Genomic DNA, 16,545 nt, shown 5'->3' with positions numbered 1-16,545 from the left:
GCCGGCCCGACGGGAGTCAGCCCAGGAAGGACAGCCGGACGGTACGGCGCGGATTGTCCCCGTTGGTGTCGACCAGCACCACCGACTGCCAGACGCCGAGCGCGAGTTGGCCGCCGAGCACGGGCAGGGTGGCGTGCGGGGCGACCAGTCCGGGCACCACGTGGTCCCGGCCGTGGCCGGGGCTGCCGTGCCGGTGGCTCCAGCGGTCGTCGGCCGGGAGCAGTGCGCGCAGGGTGGCGAGGAAGTCGTAGTCGCTGCCGGAGCCGGTTTCCAGGACGGCGATCCCGGCGGTGGCATGCGGGACGAAGACGTTGAGCAGGCCGTCGCGCCCGGCGGCCCGCTCGTCGAGGAACGCGGCGCAGCGGTCGGTGATGTCGAGGGCGACCTCGCGGCTGCCCGTGGTGATCTCGAAGGTGGTGGTCTGGAACAGACCGGCCGGGGTGGAGTTCTTGTTGTCCGCCATGGCGCCATCCTGACCCAGGTCAGGGGGCTCGGCGTACTGCCTCGCCGACTCGGCTTGCCAGGGAGGCAAACTCGCATAGGGTGAAAGGTTCAGACCACAGCCCGGGCCTCGACCAGCCCCGCCCGGCTCGGGACAGCCCCCGCCCGGCTCGGGACAGCGGCCGCCCGCCCGGCTCCCCGACGGCAGCTGCCCGGATACGCCAATGACCCGGCGGACCGGATGGTCCACCGGGCCTGCTCCCGACCAGGACGGGACAACGACTGACGCCGACCGGGGACGAACCCCTAGCCGCGCCCGCCGAAGAGGCTCCGCCGCAGCCGACGCAGCGGTGTCAGCAGCGAGATCCTGGTGTGGCGACGACGGGTCGCCGGGGCTTCGCCGCCGCGCGGCGTCAGCTCCCTTATCAACCCGAGCGCCTCGGCGGTGTCCACCGCCGGGAGCGCGGGCGCGCCGAGCACGGCCAGGTGCCGTTCGATCCGGCGGCCGGTCGTGCCGACACCGCACTGGATCGCCGGCACACGGGGCCGAGTCCGCACTTGCATGTGTTCCATCAGTTTTCCCACCCCTACGAGGCGCCAGGGCCGTGAGGCGAAGACTATCCGTGACAGACGGCCTTCGCGCAACCGTCCTTGGTGTTGTGCCACCGTATCGTGTGGCGTCAACTGACGGTGCACCAGGGGCCACCCGGCCGATCACGACTAGGCATCAATGATGGTGCACGACCGGCCATCCGTCAGCAGGGCCAGGAGGTGCGGGCCCGGCGCCCGTGTGCGCGGTACGCGCCCGGCGCACGGGGGCGCTGTGGCGGGACGCGACTCGGCACCGGGTGGGGCGCCCGCGCACACCCGCGGGGACTCCGCATGTGGACACCGCATATAGGGGACAGCCGCCAGATCGACAAAGTGATCTTCGGGGTCATCACTCACCGTTGCCCACCGTCGTCCGCCACCGCCCGCCACTACCCGTCTCCGCCCGTCTCCGCCCGTCTCCGCCGCCCGCCAGCTCCCACCCGCTCCCGGCTCCGCCCGAATTCATGAAGTGAACACATTCGAGGGATTGACTCCCGCCGAACCTCCAAGCAATATCTGATGCACGCGCCGGTGCCCGCACCGCACCCAGGTGCGTGTTCGAGTGATGAAGAACTCCGGCTCCCGCGAGCCACTGCCCGGCCGCCTCGACGCTGCGGTGGCCAGGCTCGCGCGGTGCCCGGACCGGCGGTCGGCCGTAGAGGGTCGGCCGGGCCGCCACCTGACTGCCGGTGCCGCCCCGTGAGGGGCCCGGCACCGGCGGTTCCGGGTCACCCCCCGCGGATCCCACCGACCGGCCGCCACGGCTGCCACCAGCTGCCACCGGCAAAACCCGCGGATCCCCGGCAGGACCTCCGCACCGGACGTCCACGCAGGTCGCGCCCGGTGGATCGGTAGACTCGGCCACCGTGTCCCTCCTCCTCAGCATCGTGCTCCCGGTCCACGGCGTGGAGCGGTACCTGCCGCGCTGCCTCGATTCGATCCTCGGCGACACCCCCGCCCTGGAGTCCCGCTTCGAGGTCATCGCGGTCGACGACCTCTCCCCCGACGGCTCCGGCGCGATCCTGGACGCCTACGCGGCCCGCGACCCCCGGCTGCGGGTGCTGCACCTCACCGAGAACCAGGGCCTCGGCGGGGCCCGCACCGCCGCCCTGCCGCACGCGCGCGGCGAGTACGTCTGGTTCCTGGACAGCGACGACTGGGTGCCCGAGCGGACCGTCAGCGTGATCCTCGACGAGCTGACGCAGGAGCGCCGCCGCGAGACCCCGGCCGACGTGCTGATCACCGACTTCACCCACGTCTACCCGGACGGCGGGACGGAGTCCAACCCCTGGCGCCACGTGCTGACCGGCTCCCCGCTGGTCGAGGGCTGCACCCTGGCCGAGCACCCGGCGCTGTTCCAGACCGTGATGTCGGTGTGGAACAAGGTGTTCCGGCGCGAGTTCCTGGACGGCCTCGGCGTCTCCTTCGGCCGCGGCTACTACGAGGACATCTCGGTCACCTACCCCGCGCTGCTGGCCGCCGAGCGGCTGCGCTACCTCGACCGCCCCTGCTACAACTACCGGCGCGGCCGGGACGGCGCGATCACCGCCACCGCCTCCCCCAAGCACGCCGACGTCTTCGCCCAGTACGACGCGATCTTCGCCTTCCTGGACCGCGCGGACCGCCCCGGCCCAACCGTCCCGGACTCGCTGCGCACCCTGGTCTTCGACCGGACCGTCCGCCAGGCGCTCAACGTCTACGACACCCCCGGGCTGGTCCCCGTCGACCTGCGCAAAACGTTCTTCCAGCGGATCGCCCGGCACTTCGACCGCCACCGCCCGACGGGCTACCGCTTCCCCGGCGGGGTGCGCGGCGTGCAGTACCGGCTGGCCTCGCGCGGCGCCCGGATCGCGTACGCCGAGCTGCGCCGCACCGGCCGGCTGCCGCGCGAACTCAAGCGCGGGGCGCGGGCGATGGCGCCCGCGGTGAAGAAGGGGGTGCGCAGCGGCGCCCGGTTCACCGCGTACAACGCCTTCCGCCGGCTGCCGCTGGACGAGAACCTGGCGGTCTACGCCGCGTACTGGCACCGGGGTTACGCGTGCAGTCCGGCGGCGATCTACGAGAAGGCGAAGGAGCTCGCGCCGCGGATCCGGGGCGTGTGGGTGGTGCAGAACCGCCGGCAGGCCGCCACGCTGCCGCCCGGGGTGCCGTACGTGATCGTCAACACCCCCGCCTACCTCAAGGTGATGGCGACCGCCAAGTACTTCGTCAACAACGTCAACTTCCCGCGCACGATGGTCAAGCGGCCGGGCTCGGTGCACGTGCAGACCCAGCACGGCACCCCGCTCAAGGCCATGGGCATGGACCTGCGCGACCGCCCCTCCGCAGCGGAGGGGATGGACTTCGACCTGCTCCAGGAGGCCATCGACCGCTGGGACTTCCTGGTCTCCCCCAACCCGCACACCAGCGAGCACTTCGCCCGCGCCTTCCCCGGCCGGTACGAGATGCTGGACACCGGCTACCCGCGCAACGACCGGCTGACCGACGCCGACCCGGACGAGGTGCGCGCGGTGCGCGAGCGGCTGGGGCTGCGGCCGGGCACCCGGGCCGTGCTGTACGCGCCGACCCACCGCGGCGGCAAGGGCGGCTACCTGCCGCTGCTGGACGTGGCCGAGCTGGCCCGGCGGTTGGGCCCGGACTTCACGCTGCTGGTGCGCACGCACTACTTCCACACCGGCGGGCCGGGCGACCTGACGGCCGAGGGGAGAGCGGCGGAGATCGTGGACGTCTCGGCGCACCCGGTCGTCGAGGACCTCTACCTCGCGGCGGACGTGCTGGTGACGGACTACTCGTCGATGATGTTCGACTATGCGGTGCTGGACCGGCCGGTGGTGATCTTCGCCCCGGACTGGGAGGAGTACCAGCGGGAGCGCGGCGTCTACTTCGACCTGTTCGCGGAGCCGCCGGGCGCGGTCACGGAGACCGCGGACGAGCTGACGTGGGCGCTGCTGGCGGGCGATCCGGCGCCGGGGGCGCGGGCGCGGTTCCGCGCGAAGTTCTGCGTCTGGGACGACGGCGGGGCGGCGGAACGGGTGGTGCGCCGGGTGTTCCCGGTGGACAAGCGGTAGGACCAGGACCCCGGAGCGCGGGGGCGGTTGGGCCCGGAGCACAAGCGGTGGAGTCTCCGGACGAAGCCTCCGGACGGGACCTCCTGACGGGGCCGGCGCCGCCGGTACGGCGACCGGCCCCGTCGGCGCGGGCTCAGCGCCGGCGGGCAGCCAGGAACTCCTCGAAGGTCAGGACGCCGTCGTGGTTGGTGTCCATGCTGTGGATCAGCGCCTCGGCCATCGAGATGGTGACGTCGTGGTCGCCCATCTCGTTCGCGGCCAGGGCGTACTCGGCCGGAGTGATCTTGCCGTCGCCATCCTGGTCGAAGCGGTCGAAAAAGGCCTTGATCGCCTCGGTGGTCTCCATCGTGCCCTCCTGGGTACTGCGGGGTCGTGCTCGGTACGGACGGCCGTACCCTACCCGGCCGTGGTGTTCGCCACGGCGGCCGGGAGTGGACGGGCGCGGGGGTGGGTGTCGTAGTCTGCGGATCTGATGCAGGCCCGGGACCTCCCGGGCGGTCGTTCGTCCAGGGAGGGAACATGCTCGATCTCGCCACCAGGCTGGTGCTGAAACCCGTTTCGCGGGGTATCTGGCGGCCGGTCATCGAGGGTGCCGAGAACGTGCCGCGCAAGGGCGGGGTGATCCTGGCCAGCAACCACCTGTCGTTCATCGACAGCGTGGTGATCCCGCTGACCGCCCCGCGCCGGGTGCACTTCCTCGCCAAGGCCGAGTACTGGACCGCGCCCGGACTCAAGGGCAAGCTCTCCAAGGGGTTCTTCGAGGCGATCGGCGCGGTGCCGGTCGAGCGCGGCACCTACCGTTCCGCTCAGGCCTCACTGGAGTCGGCGCTGGAGATCCTGGAGGACGGCAAGGCCTTCGGCATCTACCCCGAGGGCACCCGCTCGCTGGACGGCCGCCTCTACCGGGGCAAGACGGGCGTCGCCTGGCTCGCGCTGACCGCGGGCGTGCCGGTGGTGCCGGTGGCGCTGGAGGGGCCGGAGGAGATCCTGCCGGTGGGCAAGCGCGTGCCGCGGCTCAAGAAGGTGACGGTCCGCTTCGGCGAGCCGCTGCACTTCGACGAGCTGCACGGGCAGGCCCGCTCGCTGAAGGCCCGTCGGCAGGTGACCGACGAGGTGATGGCGGCGATCCAGCGGCTCTCCGGCCAGGAGGTCGCAGAGAGCTACAACGAGGTACCGAAGGCCGCCTGACCGCCGACGGGTTCGACCCCCAGGCTCCGAGCGGCGGGTCCGACTCCCGGACCCAACCCCCGGGCCCGACTCCCGGCTACGACTTCGGGTCCGACTTGCGGGTCCGACTTGCGGGTCCGAACGGGCAGGCCCAACCCCCGGGTCCGACTGGCGGGTTCAGGCGTGACCGAGGACGGGTTCCGGCAGGGCGGCCGCCTCCGGCGCTTCCCGGCGCAGCAGGGCCGCGTACCGGCCATCCAGCTCCACCAGCTGGTCGTGGGTGCCGAGTTCGACCACCTGGCCGTGGTCCAGGACGGCGATCTGGTCGGCGGCGCGGACGGTGGAGAGCCGGTGCGCGATGGTGATGGTGGTGCGGCCGGCGGCCAGGGTGTCGACGGCCTGCTGGACGGCGCGCTCGGTCCGGTTGTCGAGCGCGCTGGTGGCCTCGTCGAGGATGAGCACCGGCGGGTTGCGCAGGATCGTCCGGGCGAGCGCGAGGCGCTGCTTCTCGCCGCCGGAGAAGCGGTAGCCGCGCTCGCCGACCAGGGTGTCGTAGCCGTCCGGCAGGGCGGCGATGGTGTCGTGGACCTGTGCGGCCCGGGCGGCCTCGACCAGTTCGGCGTCGGTGGCGTCGGGCTTGGCGAAGCGCAGGTTCTCGGCGACGGAGGCGTGGAAGAGGTAGGTCTCCTGGGAGACGACGCCGACCGCGCGGGCCAGGGTGTCGAAGGAGAGTTCGCGCACGTCGACGCCGTCCAGGGTGACCCGGCCGCCGGTGACGTCGTACAGCCGCGGGACGAGGTAGCTGAGGGTGGTCTTGCCGGAGCCGGTCTCGCCGACCACGGCCAGTGAACTCCCGGCGGGGACCTTGAGGTCGAGGCCGGCGAGGGTCGGGCGCTCCTGCGCGGGGTCGTAGCGGAAGTCGACGTGCTCGAAGCGGACCTCGCCGCGGAGCTCGGGCAGCGTGACCGGGTCGGCCGGTTCGGCGATCTCCACCGGCAGGTCGAGGTACTCGAAGATGCGCTGGAAGAGCGCGAGCGAGGTCTGTACGTCCACGCCGGTGGACAGCAGGCTCACGGTGGGGCGGAAGAGGCCCTGCTGGAGGGTGACGAAGGCGATCAGGGTGCCGACCGAGACGATCGGCGCGCCGGCGGCGGAGGTCAGCCCGGCCGCCCAGTAGATCAGCGCGGGCATCGCGGCCATCACGATCTGGATGGTGTTCATCCGCCAGCGCCCGGCCATGCTGGCCCGGACCTCCAGGTCGGCGAGCTGGTCGGACTGCCCGGTGAACTCGCGGGCGAGCGAGTCGGAGCGGCCCATCGTGCGGCCGAGCAGGATGCCGCTGACCGAGAGCGACTCCTGGACCGCCGAGCTCATCGCGGCCAGCTGCTTCTGCCGCTCGGTGGTGATCTTCTTGCGTTCCTGGCCGACCCGGCGGCTGATCCAGACGAACAGCGGGAGCAGGACCAGGGAGACGACGGTGAGCCGCCAGTCGAGGGCGACCATGGCCACGACGGAGGCGACCACCGCGGTGAGGTTGGAGACCAGACTGGTCGCGGTGGAGGTCACCGTTGACTGCATGCCGCCGATGTCGTTGGCGATCCGGGACTGCACCTCGCCGGTGCGGGTGCGGGTGAAGAAGGCCAGCGACTGCCGCTGCAGGTGCCCGTAGACGGCGGTGCGCAGGTCGTGCATGACGCGCTGGCCGACGGTGGTGGAGATCAGCGTCTGCAGGACGTTGAAGATGCTGTTCACCACGGCGGTGAGGATCATCCCGAGCGCGAGCAGGCTGAGCAGCCCGGTGCGGCCCTGCGGGATGGCGGTGTCCAGGACGGCCTTCAGCAGGAACGGCGAGACCACCGAGACCACGGCGGATGCGGCGACCAGCAGCCCGACGGTGGTCAGGCGACCTCGGTACGGGCGGAAGAGCGCGAGGATGCGCCGCCACTGGGCCGGCGGGCGGGGCTCGCCCTCGGCGCGCTCGGGCGGGGTCCATCGGATGGTGGCTGGCCTCAAGGGCGGGCCTCCCTGGGTCGGCGGGTCGGACGGGGATCAATATAGGGAGGATAGCTCATAGTTAGACAAGCTAATAGTGAGATTCGCTCTATTCCCCGCCCGACCGCTCTGGCAGTCTTGGCAGCCGACCGCCCCGCCCGACCGCCCCGCTCGCCCCGACCGACCGACTCCTCGGACAGCTGCGGCCGTCAGTCGGTGCGGTAGGTGCGCGCCGCCTTCGAGGAGAGGCCGCCGAGCCCGCCGGACGGCAGCACCCGGGCGATCGCCACCGCGACCTTGTACCGCTTGCCCGGCACGGACAACGACCGGCCGCGGGCCAGGTCGCGCATCGCCTCGTCCACCACCCGCTCGGCGGAGAGCCAGGACCAGGACGGGATGTTGCCGGTGCCCATGCCGGCCCGCTCGTGGAACTCCGTCCGGGTGAAGCCCGGGCACAGCGCCATCATCCGCACGCCCGTGCCGCCCAGGTCACGCAGCACGCCCTGGGTGAAGCTGACCACCCAGGCCTTGCTCGCCCCGTACGTGCCGCGCGGCAGGAAGGCCGCCACCGAGGCGACGTTGACGATCGCGCCCCGCCGGCGCTCACGCATGCCGGGCAGCGCCGCCGTGGTCAGCCGCAGGATCGCCTCGATGTGCACCTTCAGCATGTCCAGCTCGTCCTGCAGCGGGACGGCCCCGAACGCGCCCTTGTTGCCGAAGCCGGCGTTGTTGATCAGAAGGTCCACCGGGCGGGCGGAGTCGGCGAGCCGGGCCTCGACGGCGCCGATGCCCGCGTCGGTCGCGAGGTCGGCGGTCAGCACCTCCGCCTCGACGCCGTACGTGCCGTGCAGGTCGGCGGCGGCGCGCTCCAGGCGCTCGGTGTCCCGCGCCACCAGGACGAGCTGGTAGCCGCTACGGGCGAGCCGGCGGGCGAACGCGGCTCCGATGCCGGCGGTCGCGCCGGTGATCATGGCTGTGGTCATACCCCCGACCGTACCGACTCGCCGCAACCGAGCCCACACCGAGCGCAACGCCCCTGCTCAGGGGGGGTGCGGATGCAGACGATCGATCGTTCTCGGACGGTTCATCCAGGTCGGGTTCGAGGTGCTGCGGACCGCCTGTCGCCAGTCCCTGCCGTAAGGCCTGACCGTAACTCCCGGCCGTGACTCCCGGCCGCAAGGCCTGGCCGTACGGCCCCGCCAGTCCTAGGCCACGACTGCCTTGGCGCGGTCGGCGGCGATGTGCACGGCGAGGCCGGCGAGGACGGTGCCCATCACGTAGCGCTGGATGCGCAGCCAGGCGGGGCGGCGGTTGAGGAAGGCGGCGATGCTGCCCGCGCTCATCGCGATCAGGCCGTTGACGGTGATCGCGATCGCGATCTGGGTCAGGCCCAGCAGCAGGCTCTGCAGGGCGACGTGGCCGCGCTCCGGTGCCACGAACTGGGGCAGCAGCGAGATGTACATGATCGCGATCTTGGGGTTGAGCAGGCAGGTCAGGAAGCCCATCGCGAAGAGGCGGCGCGGCGGGTCCGGCGGCAGCTCCTGCGGGGCGAAGACCGCCGTACCGCCCGGCTTGACCGCCTTCCAGGCCAGCCAGAGCAGGTAGCCGGCGCCGGCCAGCTTGATCGCGGTGTAGAGGGCGGGCACCACCGAGAACACCGCGGCCACCCCCGCCGTCACGGCGACGAGGTAGACCAGGAAGCCGGTCGCGACCCCGAGCAGCGAGATCAGCCCGGCGCGGCGGCCCTGCGCGATCGAGCGCGAGACCAGGTAGATCATGTTGGGTCCCGGCGACAGCACCATGCCCAGTGCCACGGCAGCGATGCCGAGCACGGCGTGGCCGTCCACGGCGAATGTCAACGCGTCCATGTGATCCAGGTGCAGGCGGTCCAGGTGGTCCATGCGAGGAGGCTAGGACGGGTGGACGGCTCAATGCAATGATGACTTTGCACTCGGTGCAATGATGGTCAGGGCATGAGGGGATCGACGCCGATGGACGACTACCGCCTGATCGCCGACCTGGTCGCCGCCGACATTGCGGGCGGACGGCTGCGGCCCGGCCAGCAGCTGCCCACCCAGCGCGCTTTCGCCCGCAGCCGGGGCATCGCCAACTCGACGGCGGGGCGGGTCTACCGGGAACTGGCCCGACGCGGCCTGACCGTCGGAGAGGTCGGGCGCGGGACCTTCGTCCGGGCCGGGCGCGGTGCGGACGGCGGCCTCGTCCCGCTCGCCGAGCCCACCGCCGCGCCCGTGGACCTGGAGCTCAACTACCCGGTCGTCCCCGGGCAGTCCGAACTGCTGGCGGGTGGACTGGCACCGCTGCTGCGCGCGGACGCGCTCGGGGAGGCTCTGCGGCCGATCGGCGCGGCCGGGACGGGCGCGGCGCGGCGGGCCTTCGCGGGTCTCCTGTCGACCGGTTCCCGGGAGTTCGACGCCGCGGACCTGCTGTTCGCGGGCAACGGGCGACAGGCCGTCGCAGGGGCGCTCTCCGCGCTGGTGCCGCCCGGGCAGCGGCTCGGGGTGGAGGCGCTGACCTATCCGGTGGTCAAGGCGGTGGCGGAACGGCTGGGCATCAGGCTGGTGCCGCTGGCGGTGGACGAGGACGGGCTGCTGCCGGACGCCGTCGCGGCCGCCCACCGGGCGGCGCCGCTGCGTGCCGTGTACCTGCAGCCCCGGCTGCAGAACCCGCTCGGAGTGAGCCTGCCGCGCGAGCGGGCGGTGGCGCTCGCGGAGGAGCTGCGACGGCTCGACCTGCCGGTGGTCGAGGACGCCATCTGGTCCTTCCTGCGACCCGAGCTGACACCCCTGGCCGCGCTGGCACCGGAGCGCACCGTCCTGGTGGACAGCCTCTCCAAGCGGCTGGCCCCCGGGCTGACCACCGGGTTCGCGGTCGTGCCGGCCGCGCTGCGCGATCCGGTGGCGGGCACGCTGCGGTCGGGCGGGTGGACGCCGAGCGGGTTCGCGCTGGAGGCCGCGGTGCGCTGGATCGGGGACGGCACGCTGGCCGTGGTCGAGGCGGCGAAGCGGGCCGACGCGGCGGCCCGGCAGCTGCTGGCGCGCGAGGTGCTGGCGGGGCAGCGGCTGCGGGCCGATCCGTGCTCGTACTACCTGTGGTGGGAGCTGCCGGGGGCGTGGCGGGCGGAGACCTTCGTCGCGGCGGCCGCACGGGCCGGGGTCTCGGTCACGCCCGCGACGGCGTTCGCGGTGGATCCGCGGCGCTCGCCGTCCGCCGTCCGGGTCGGGCTCGCGTCGCCGCCGTTGCCGGTGCTGGCGCGGGCGCTGGAGACGCTGGCGCGGATTGCGAACAGCTGACAGATGACAGCTGACGGATTTCGAAATCTGTCAGCTGTCATCTGTCGACTGCCGTCCGCCAGCTGTCCTCTGTGACCCCGTCCGGGGTCAGCTGCCCGAGCCGCTGTGGCTCCCCCGGGCTGCCGTGTCCGCCGCACCTCCGGCGCCGACGGCACGCAGGCGGCTCGCGGCGGTGGCCGCGAGCTGGGGGGCGAGCCGGGCGACGTCCCGGGAGCCGACCACCGCGATCAGGCTCGGCAGCACCCAGCGGACCGGCTGCATGCCGCGCAGCCAGGCCTGGGCGTAGACGTGGGCGGACCGGCGGGCGATCCCCGCGACGATCCGGTCCACCGCGGGCTCCAGCGGGTACGTCTTGTTCGCCGGCCACGGCAGCCGGGACCGCATCTGCTTCAGCACGGTGTCCTCGTCGGCGCCGCGCACCATGTCGGTGTCGGTCCAGCTCAGGTATCCGACGCCGACCTTCACCCCCTGGTGGGCGACCTCGGCGCGGATCGAGTGGGCGAAGGCCTCCACCCCGGCCTTGCTGGCGCAGTACGCGCTCATCAGCGGCGCCGGCGTCAGCGCGGCGAGCGAGGCGATCTGCAGCAGGTAGCCGCGGCTCTCGGTGAGCGCCGGCAGGAAGGCCCGCGCGGTGGCGACGCTGCCGAGCAGGTTCACCTCGATGACCCGGCTGAAGGCCCGGTGGTCGCTGTCCGTCAGAGGTCCGCCGATGGCGATCCCGGCGTTGGCGACGACCGTGTCGATCCGCCCGTAGTGCTCCTTGATCCGGCGGGCGGTGTCGTCGAGCGCGTCGAGGTCGGTGACGTCCACCTCCCAGCTGGTCGCGTCGGGCCCGCACTGGGTGGCGACGGCCTTCAGCTCCTCCGGCTCGAGCCCCAGCAGGGCGACCTTGGCTCCGCGCCGGGCGAGCTTGCGGGCCAGCGACGCGCCGACCCCGCGGGCGGCCCCGGTGACGACGACGACCTGCGCGGACAACGGCGGGATGGCGTTCATGCGACGGCGGTCCTTTCGTCGGTGGAGTCGCTGGTGGACTCCACAGTGGAGTCCGCGGTGGCGAGGGCAAGGGCGGAGTGGGCGAGGGAGACGGCGGTGTCCCCGGCGGGTTCTGCAGTGGAGTCGGCGGCTGCGGCCGGGACGGGATCAGCGCCGGCGGGCGCGCCGACCAGGTGCTCGGCGGCCATCCGGTGGATCTCGGCGGCGACCTCCGACGGCCGCTCCAGCGGCGACATGTGCCCGACCCCGGGCAGCAGCAACAGCCCCTGCGGATCCTTGAGTTCGGCGACCATCCGGTGTGCGTGCACCGGCGGGGTCAGCCGGTCGTTGGTGCCGACCACCACCGCCGTGGGCGCGGTGAGCCGGGCCAGCCCCGCGTGGACGTCCAGCCGGTCGAGCACCGCGGCCCAGTTGGCGCGGACGGCGGTCGGGCAGGCGTGCACGATCCGGGCCGTCGCCTCGACCTGACCGGCGGGCGAACTCGGCCCCATGGTCGCGTACTTGAGCGCCACCCGACTGAGCGGCGAGACCGGTCCGAGCGGCATCCGGGAGCGCAGCAGCTGCCGGTGCAGGAAGCGGCGCAGGCCCGGGGAGCGAACGCCCGGGGGCAGGACGGTGAGCTCGGCCACCAACTCGCTCGGCCCGGTGGAGATCAGGACGGCGGCGGCGGTGCGCTCGGCGACGTCGGGGCGGCCACCGGCGGCCATGATGGTCATTCCGCCCATGCTGTGCCCGGCCAGGACGGCCCGCTCCCCCGCCGGGACGGTCCGGGCGAGCACGGCGGACAGGTCCTCGGCGAGCGCCCGGGTCGAGTAGCGGGCCCGGCTCGGCGGGATCTCGCTGTGTCCGTGGCCGCGCTGGTCGTAGACCACCACCCGGTAGCGGTCGGAGAGTTCGCGGATCACCGGGGCCCAGAAGGCGGTCGAACAGGTCCAGCCGTGCGCCAGCACCACGGTGGGAGCGCCGGGTTGGCCGTGCACCTCGACGTGCAGCCGGATGCCGTCCGCCGAGCGGACGCTCAACTCCTCGACGGGAAGGGGTGGTTCGTACTCGGCAGGCAGATGGACGGAACTCACGCGGTGACCTCCTGGACGGTGCGGGCGGCAGTCGGCACCGCCCGCATGATCAGCTCGTATTCGCCGAGGTCCACCTTGCGGGTGGCGCGGCGGAACGAGGTGGTGGAGCCGGGCCAGAGCACCGTGTTCTTGCCGCTCGGGTCGAGGTACCAGCTGCGGCAGCCGCCGGTGGTCCAGACGGTGCGGTCCATCCGGTGCTGCAGTTCGAGGTTCCACTGCCGCTGGGCGCGCGCGGTCGGCTGCATGGCGGCGGCGCCGATCGAGCCGAGCGTGGTCAACGCGTCGATCATGTAGTTCAGTTGGGATTCGATCATGAGAATCATCGAGCTGTTGCCGAGGCCGGTGTTGGGTCCGATGACGAAGAAGAGGTTCGGGAAGCCGCGCACGGTCGAGCCGCGCAGCGCCTCCATGCCGTCCTTCCACTCCTCGGCCAGGCTGGTGCCGTCGACGCCGAACACCCGGTCCCCGATGGGCATGTCGGTGACGTGGAAGCCGGTGCCGAAGACGATGGCGTCCACCTCGTGCTCGCTGCCGTCGGCCGCGACCAGCGTGGAGCCGCGCAGTTCGCGCAGGCCGGAGGAGACGACCTCGCTGTTGGCCGCAGCGAGCGCCGGGTAGTAGGTGTTGCTGAGCAGGATGCGCTTGCAGCCGATCCGGTAGTCCGGGGTGAGCTTGGCGCGCAGCGCCGGGTCCTGGATGCCCTGGGCGATGTGGCGTTCGGCGAGCTGCTGGACCAGGCGCAGCATTCCGGGGCGGCGGACGAAGGCGTCGACCTGGAGCTCGCGGAGGGCGAACAGGGTGCCGCGGCGGATCGCCGCGGTGACCGGCAGGCGGCCGTGCAGCCACTTCTCCAGCTGGGTGATCTCGCGGTCGCGGCGCGGCAGGACCCAGGCCGGGGTGCGCTGGAAGACGGTCAGCTTGCCGACCTTGGGCTGGATCGACGGGATGATCTGGGCGGCGGAGGCGCCGGTGCCGACCATGGCGACGCGCTTGCCGGTCAGGTCGAAGTCGTGGTCCCAGCGCGAGGAGTGGAACACCTTGCCGGTGAAGCCGCTCAGCCCGGGCAGGTCGGGGATCTGCGGGTCGGCGAGCGGTCCGGCGGCGGAGACGACAGCGTCGGCGGTCCACTGACCGGCCGAGGTGGTGATCCGCCAGCGGGTCTCGTCGCTCTCCCAACGCGCCTCCAGCACCTCGGTGTTGAACCGCAGGTGGGGGCGGAGACCGAAGACGGTGGCGACCTTCTCCAGGTAGGCGCGGATGTCCGGCTGGCCGGAGAAGCTGCGCGGCCAGTCGGGGTTGGGGGCGAAGGAGAAGGAGTAGAGGTGCGAGGGCACGTCGCAGGCGCAGCCGGGGTAGCTGTTGTCGCGCCAGGTGCCGCCGACGGAGTCCGCGCGTTCCAGGACCACGAAGTCGGTGATCCCGGCGCGGCGCAGCCGGACCGCGGCGCCGAGGCCGCCGAAGCCGGAGCCGATCACCGCCACCCGGACGTGCGGTACGGCCTGGTCCGGCACCGCGGACGTCTCGGACGCGCCGGATCGGGGGCGCTTGCTGCTGGATGCCATGCGGCCTCCTCCTGAGGGTGGGGCGGTGATCGTCGCGCTCTCCGGGGGGCTTGCCCCGGAACCCTGCCAATCGCGCCAGTAATCACTGGCATGGTTGGCAGGGTAGCCCTTGCTGACACCGGATGGAAGAAGCGCGACAGCCCCGGTTCCGGGAGTCTTCCGGGTTCCGGGAGCTTCCCTTCCGCGTTCCGGGAGCCTTTCCGGCCGACGGACCTATGCTGATCGCCGTGGACAAGGTCAGAGCTGCTGCGGGCGACAGAAAACGCGAGTACCGGGTGGAGGAACTGGCCGAAGCGGCCGGCATCACCACCCGCACCCTGCGCTTCTACCGCGAGCGCAAACTGCTCCAACCGCCCCGCAAGGAGGGCCGGATCGCCTGGTACGGCGAGGAGCACCTGGCCCGGCTGCGGATGATCGGCGAACTGCTGGAACGCGGCCACACCCTCGGCGGCATCGTCGAACTGATCGGCGCCGGCGAGAGCGGCCGGGACGTCGCGGACCTCATCGGACTGGAGGCGGCGATCGTCGCACCCTGGTCGGACGAGGCCCCGGTACGTCTGGACTGGGAGGAACTGAAGGCCGCCTTCGGAGACCAGCTCACCGAGGAGAACACCGCCGAATCGATCGCCCAGGGCTACATCACCGTCGAGGAGGACGGGATCACCCACGTCAGCCGCCGCCTGATGGACGCCACCACCGAGCTGGTGGCGGAGGGCGTGCCGCTCTCGGCGGTGCTGGACGCCAGCCGGCGCACCCGGGAACACGTGGACGCCATCGCCGAGATCTTCATCGAGGTCGTCAGCGAGCACCTGCTCAGCGCACTGTCCGCCGACACCCCGCTGCCACCCGGCGAGGCGGCCCGGCTCACCGAACGCATCCTGCGGGTGCGGCCACTCGCCCGGACCGTCGCCGACGCCCAGTTCGCCCTCGCCATGGACCGCCGGGTGCACGCCGAGTACGACGAACTGCTGCGCCAGCGACGGGAGAACGGCTCCGAGGCGTAGCGGGCCGGCGCGGTTCCGAGGTGCAGGCGGGCCGGCGCGGTTCCGAGGCGTACCCGGGCTGCTGCGCGGGCAGGGATTCCCGCGCCCTGCCCGTACGTCGGAGGTGCCGTCGATGCCCAGACCCCTCAGCCGCCGCGCCGTACTCGGCCTCGTCGCCGGGCTCCCCCCGGGCCTGACGCTCGCCGCCTGCACCTCCGACTCACCTGCCCCGGCAGCCGGTTCGTCCGGCAGCGGCGGCACCAGGACCGTCCGGCACGCACGCGGCGAGAGCACCGTACCGGCGCGCGCGGCTCGGGTGGTGGCGCTGGACACCGACGCCCTGGACTCGGTGGTCACCCTCGGTCTCGTCCCGGTCGGCGCCACCACCGTCAGCGCCGGCGCACCCTTCCCGACCTACCTCCCCGCTGACCGGCTGACCGGGACGAAGGCCGTCGGCGCCATCGGCCAGCCCAGCCTGGAGGCGATCGCGGCGCTGCGGCCGGACCTGATCCTGAGCAACCAGGTCCGCGACGACAAGCGGTACGACGAGCTGTCCAAGATCGCACCGACCGTGCTCTCCAAGACCACCGGACCGACCTGGAAGGAGAACGCCCGGCTGCACGCGGAGGCGCTGGGCCGCCAGGCCGAGGCCGAGGCTGCGGACACCGCGTACCGGACGAAGCTGCGGGACCTGGTCACCGCACTCGGCGGACCGGCCAAGGCCGCCGCCACCCGGGTCGAGATGGCCCGCTTCCTGGCGGGCGCGCCGACCAGGCTGTACCTCAACGACACCTTCGTCGGCTCACTGTTCAAGGACCTCGGGCTCGGTCGACCCGCCAACCAGGACAAGCCCGGCTTCTCGATCGAGATCAGCCCGGAGCAGGTCGACCAGGCGGCGGCCGACGTCATCTTCTACTCGGTGTACGGGGACGCGGACAAGTCCGACGTGGGCAGGGTCACCGCGGGCGCGCTGTGGAAGAACCTGGATGCCGTCCGGAACGGCCGGGTGTTCCAGGTGGTCGACAGCCTGTGGATGCTCGGCATCGGCTACACCGGCGCGGGGCTGATCCTGGACGGGATCCGCGCGGGCCTCACCCAGGGCTCGGCGAACAGGTGACGGCGGACAGGCGACAGATAACAGACAACAGCTGACAGCGGACAGATGTTGAAATCTGTCCGCTGTCAGCTGTCATCCCGCCGCCCCTCCGCCCCCGGCCGTACCGCGACGGCCGCAGGTTCTGGGGGCCACGGCGGCCTGCCGGCCCTGCTAGTGGCTCGTCTCGGATCCTTGATCGGGTCTCTCTGTAAGCTGCCGACTGGCCGTGATTACTGTTGTGGACGTGTGGCCTGCTGCTGGAGGG

General features: G+C 72.4%; 14 protein-coding genes. 5 read left to right on the top strand and 9 right to left on the bottom strand.

The features are described 5' to 3' along the window. Positions 1-16: 16 nt before the first annotated feature. Complete coding sequence (locus ACZ52R_RS16890) at positions 17-463, bottom strand: YjbQ family protein (protein ID WP_465619688.1); 447 nt, start codon at positions 461-463, stop codon at positions 17-19. A gap of 284 nt (positions 464-747) precedes the next feature. Further along, positions 748-1,014 carry a hypothetical protein gene (locus ACZ52R_RS16885; protein WP_360490087.1) on the bottom strand — a complete coding sequence of 89 codons (267 nt, stop codon included), beginning with the start codon at positions 1,012-1,014 and terminating at the stop codon, positions 748-750. 884 nt (positions 1,015-1,898) lie between these two features. Here ACZ52R_RS16885 and ACZ52R_RS16880 point away from each other — a divergent pair. Continuing rightward, the gene (locus ACZ52R_RS16880; protein ID WP_465753664.1) at positions 1,899-4,100 is read left to right on the top strand and encodes a bifunctional glycosyltransferase/CDP-glycerol:glycerophosphate glycerophosphotransferase; all 2,202 of its coding nucleotides are present in this window, start codon (positions 1,899-1,901) and stop codon (positions 4,098-4,100) included. A gap of 133 nt (positions 4,101-4,233) precedes the next feature. On the opposite strand, the gene ACZ52R_RS16875 is transcribed toward ACZ52R_RS16880, so the two are convergent. Beyond that, positions 4,234-4,446, bottom strand: a complete 213-nt coding sequence (locus ACZ52R_RS16875; protein ID WP_360490091.1) for an EF-hand domain-containing protein — start codon at positions 4,444-4,446, stop codon at positions 4,234-4,236. 173 nt (positions 4,447-4,619) lie between these two features. Between ACZ52R_RS16875 and ACZ52R_RS16870 the strand changes: the two genes are divergently transcribed. Further along, on the top strand, positions 4,620-5,288 hold the full coding sequence (locus ACZ52R_RS16870) for a lysophospholipid acyltransferase family protein (protein ID WP_360490092.1): 669 nt from the start codon (positions 4,620-4,622) through the stop codon (positions 5,286-5,288). 156 nt (positions 5,289-5,444) lie between these two features. Here ACZ52R_RS16870 and ACZ52R_RS16865 read toward each other — a convergent pair whose 3' ends face one another. The 3 genes from ACZ52R_RS16865 to ACZ52R_RS16855 all read right to left on the bottom strand — a co-directional run bounded on the left by ACZ52R_RS16865 (position 5,445) and on the right by ACZ52R_RS16855 (position 9,127). Beyond that, on the bottom strand, positions 5,445-7,280 hold the full coding sequence (locus ACZ52R_RS16865; protein ID WP_465619683.1) for an ABC transporter ATP-binding protein: 1,836 nt from the start codon (positions 7,278-7,280) through the stop codon (positions 5,445-5,447). Between the two features lie 188 nt (positions 7,281-7,468). After that, positions 7,469-8,242, bottom strand: coding sequence for an SDR family NAD(P)-dependent oxidoreductase (locus ACZ52R_RS16860; protein WP_465619681.1), 774 nt, complete (start codon positions 8,240-8,242; stop codon positions 7,469-7,471). 222 nt (positions 8,243-8,464) lie between these two features. Further along, complete coding sequence (locus ACZ52R_RS16855; protein WP_465620877.1) at positions 8,465-9,127, bottom strand: LysE family translocator; 663 nt, start codon at positions 9,125-9,127, stop codon at positions 8,465-8,467. Positions 9,128-9,250: 123 nt separating this feature from the next. On the opposite strand from ACZ52R_RS16855, the gene ACZ52R_RS16850 reads away from it, so the two are divergent. Next, entirely contained in the window at positions 9,251-10,570 is a 1,320-nt protein-coding gene (locus ACZ52R_RS16850) for an aminotransferase-like domain-containing protein (RefSeq protein WP_465620879.1), read from the top strand. An 87-nt stretch (positions 10,571-10,657) separates the two neighbouring features. Here the strand turns inward: ACZ52R_RS16850 and ACZ52R_RS16845 are convergent, their stop codons facing one another. Genes ACZ52R_RS16845 through ACZ52R_RS16835 form a run of 3 tightly spaced genes read right to left on the bottom strand, consistent with a single transcriptional unit; the run spans position 10,658 to position 14,201 of the window. Beyond that, positions 10,658-11,563 (bottom strand): SDR family oxidoreductase, encoded by a 906-nt coding sequence (locus ACZ52R_RS16845; RefSeq protein ID WP_465620616.1) that lies wholly within the window; start codon positions 11,561-11,563, stop codon positions 10,658-10,660. Beyond that, complete coding sequence (locus tag ACZ52R_RS16840) at positions 11,560-12,639, bottom strand: alpha/beta fold hydrolase (protein WP_465620618.1); 1,080 nt, start codon at positions 12,637-12,639, stop codon at positions 11,560-11,562. The genes ACZ52R_RS16845 and ACZ52R_RS16840 overlap by 4 nt, the downstream gene beginning before the upstream one ends. Then, the gene (locus tag ACZ52R_RS16835) at positions 12,636-14,201 is read right to left on the bottom strand and encodes a flavin-containing monooxygenase (protein ID WP_465753663.1); all 1,566 of its coding nucleotides are present in this window, start codon (positions 14,199-14,201) and stop codon (positions 12,636-12,638) included. The genes ACZ52R_RS16840 and ACZ52R_RS16835 overlap by 4 nt, the downstream gene beginning before the upstream one ends. Before the next feature lie 215 nt (positions 14,202-14,416). Between ACZ52R_RS16835 and ACZ52R_RS16830 the strand changes: the two genes are divergently transcribed. Both ACZ52R_RS16830 and ACZ52R_RS16825 read left to right on the top strand, forming a co-directional pair. Beyond that, positions 14,417-15,205, top strand: coding sequence for a MerR family transcriptional regulator (locus tag ACZ52R_RS16830; RefSeq protein ID WP_465662254.1), 789 nt, complete (start codon positions 14,417-14,419; stop codon positions 15,203-15,205). A 112-nt stretch (positions 15,206-15,317) separates the two neighbouring features. Continuing rightward, positions 15,318-16,301, top strand: a complete 984-nt coding sequence (locus tag ACZ52R_RS16825; protein ID WP_465620622.1) for an ABC transporter substrate-binding protein — start codon at positions 15,318-15,320, stop codon at positions 16,299-16,301. Positions 16,302-16,545: the final 244 nt, after the last annotated feature.

It is taken from the genome of Kitasatospora sp. NPDC034023, assembly GCF_055575795.1.
Note: the sequence above shows the minus strand (reverse complement) of the source record. Positions and strands in the feature narration are given on the sequence as shown.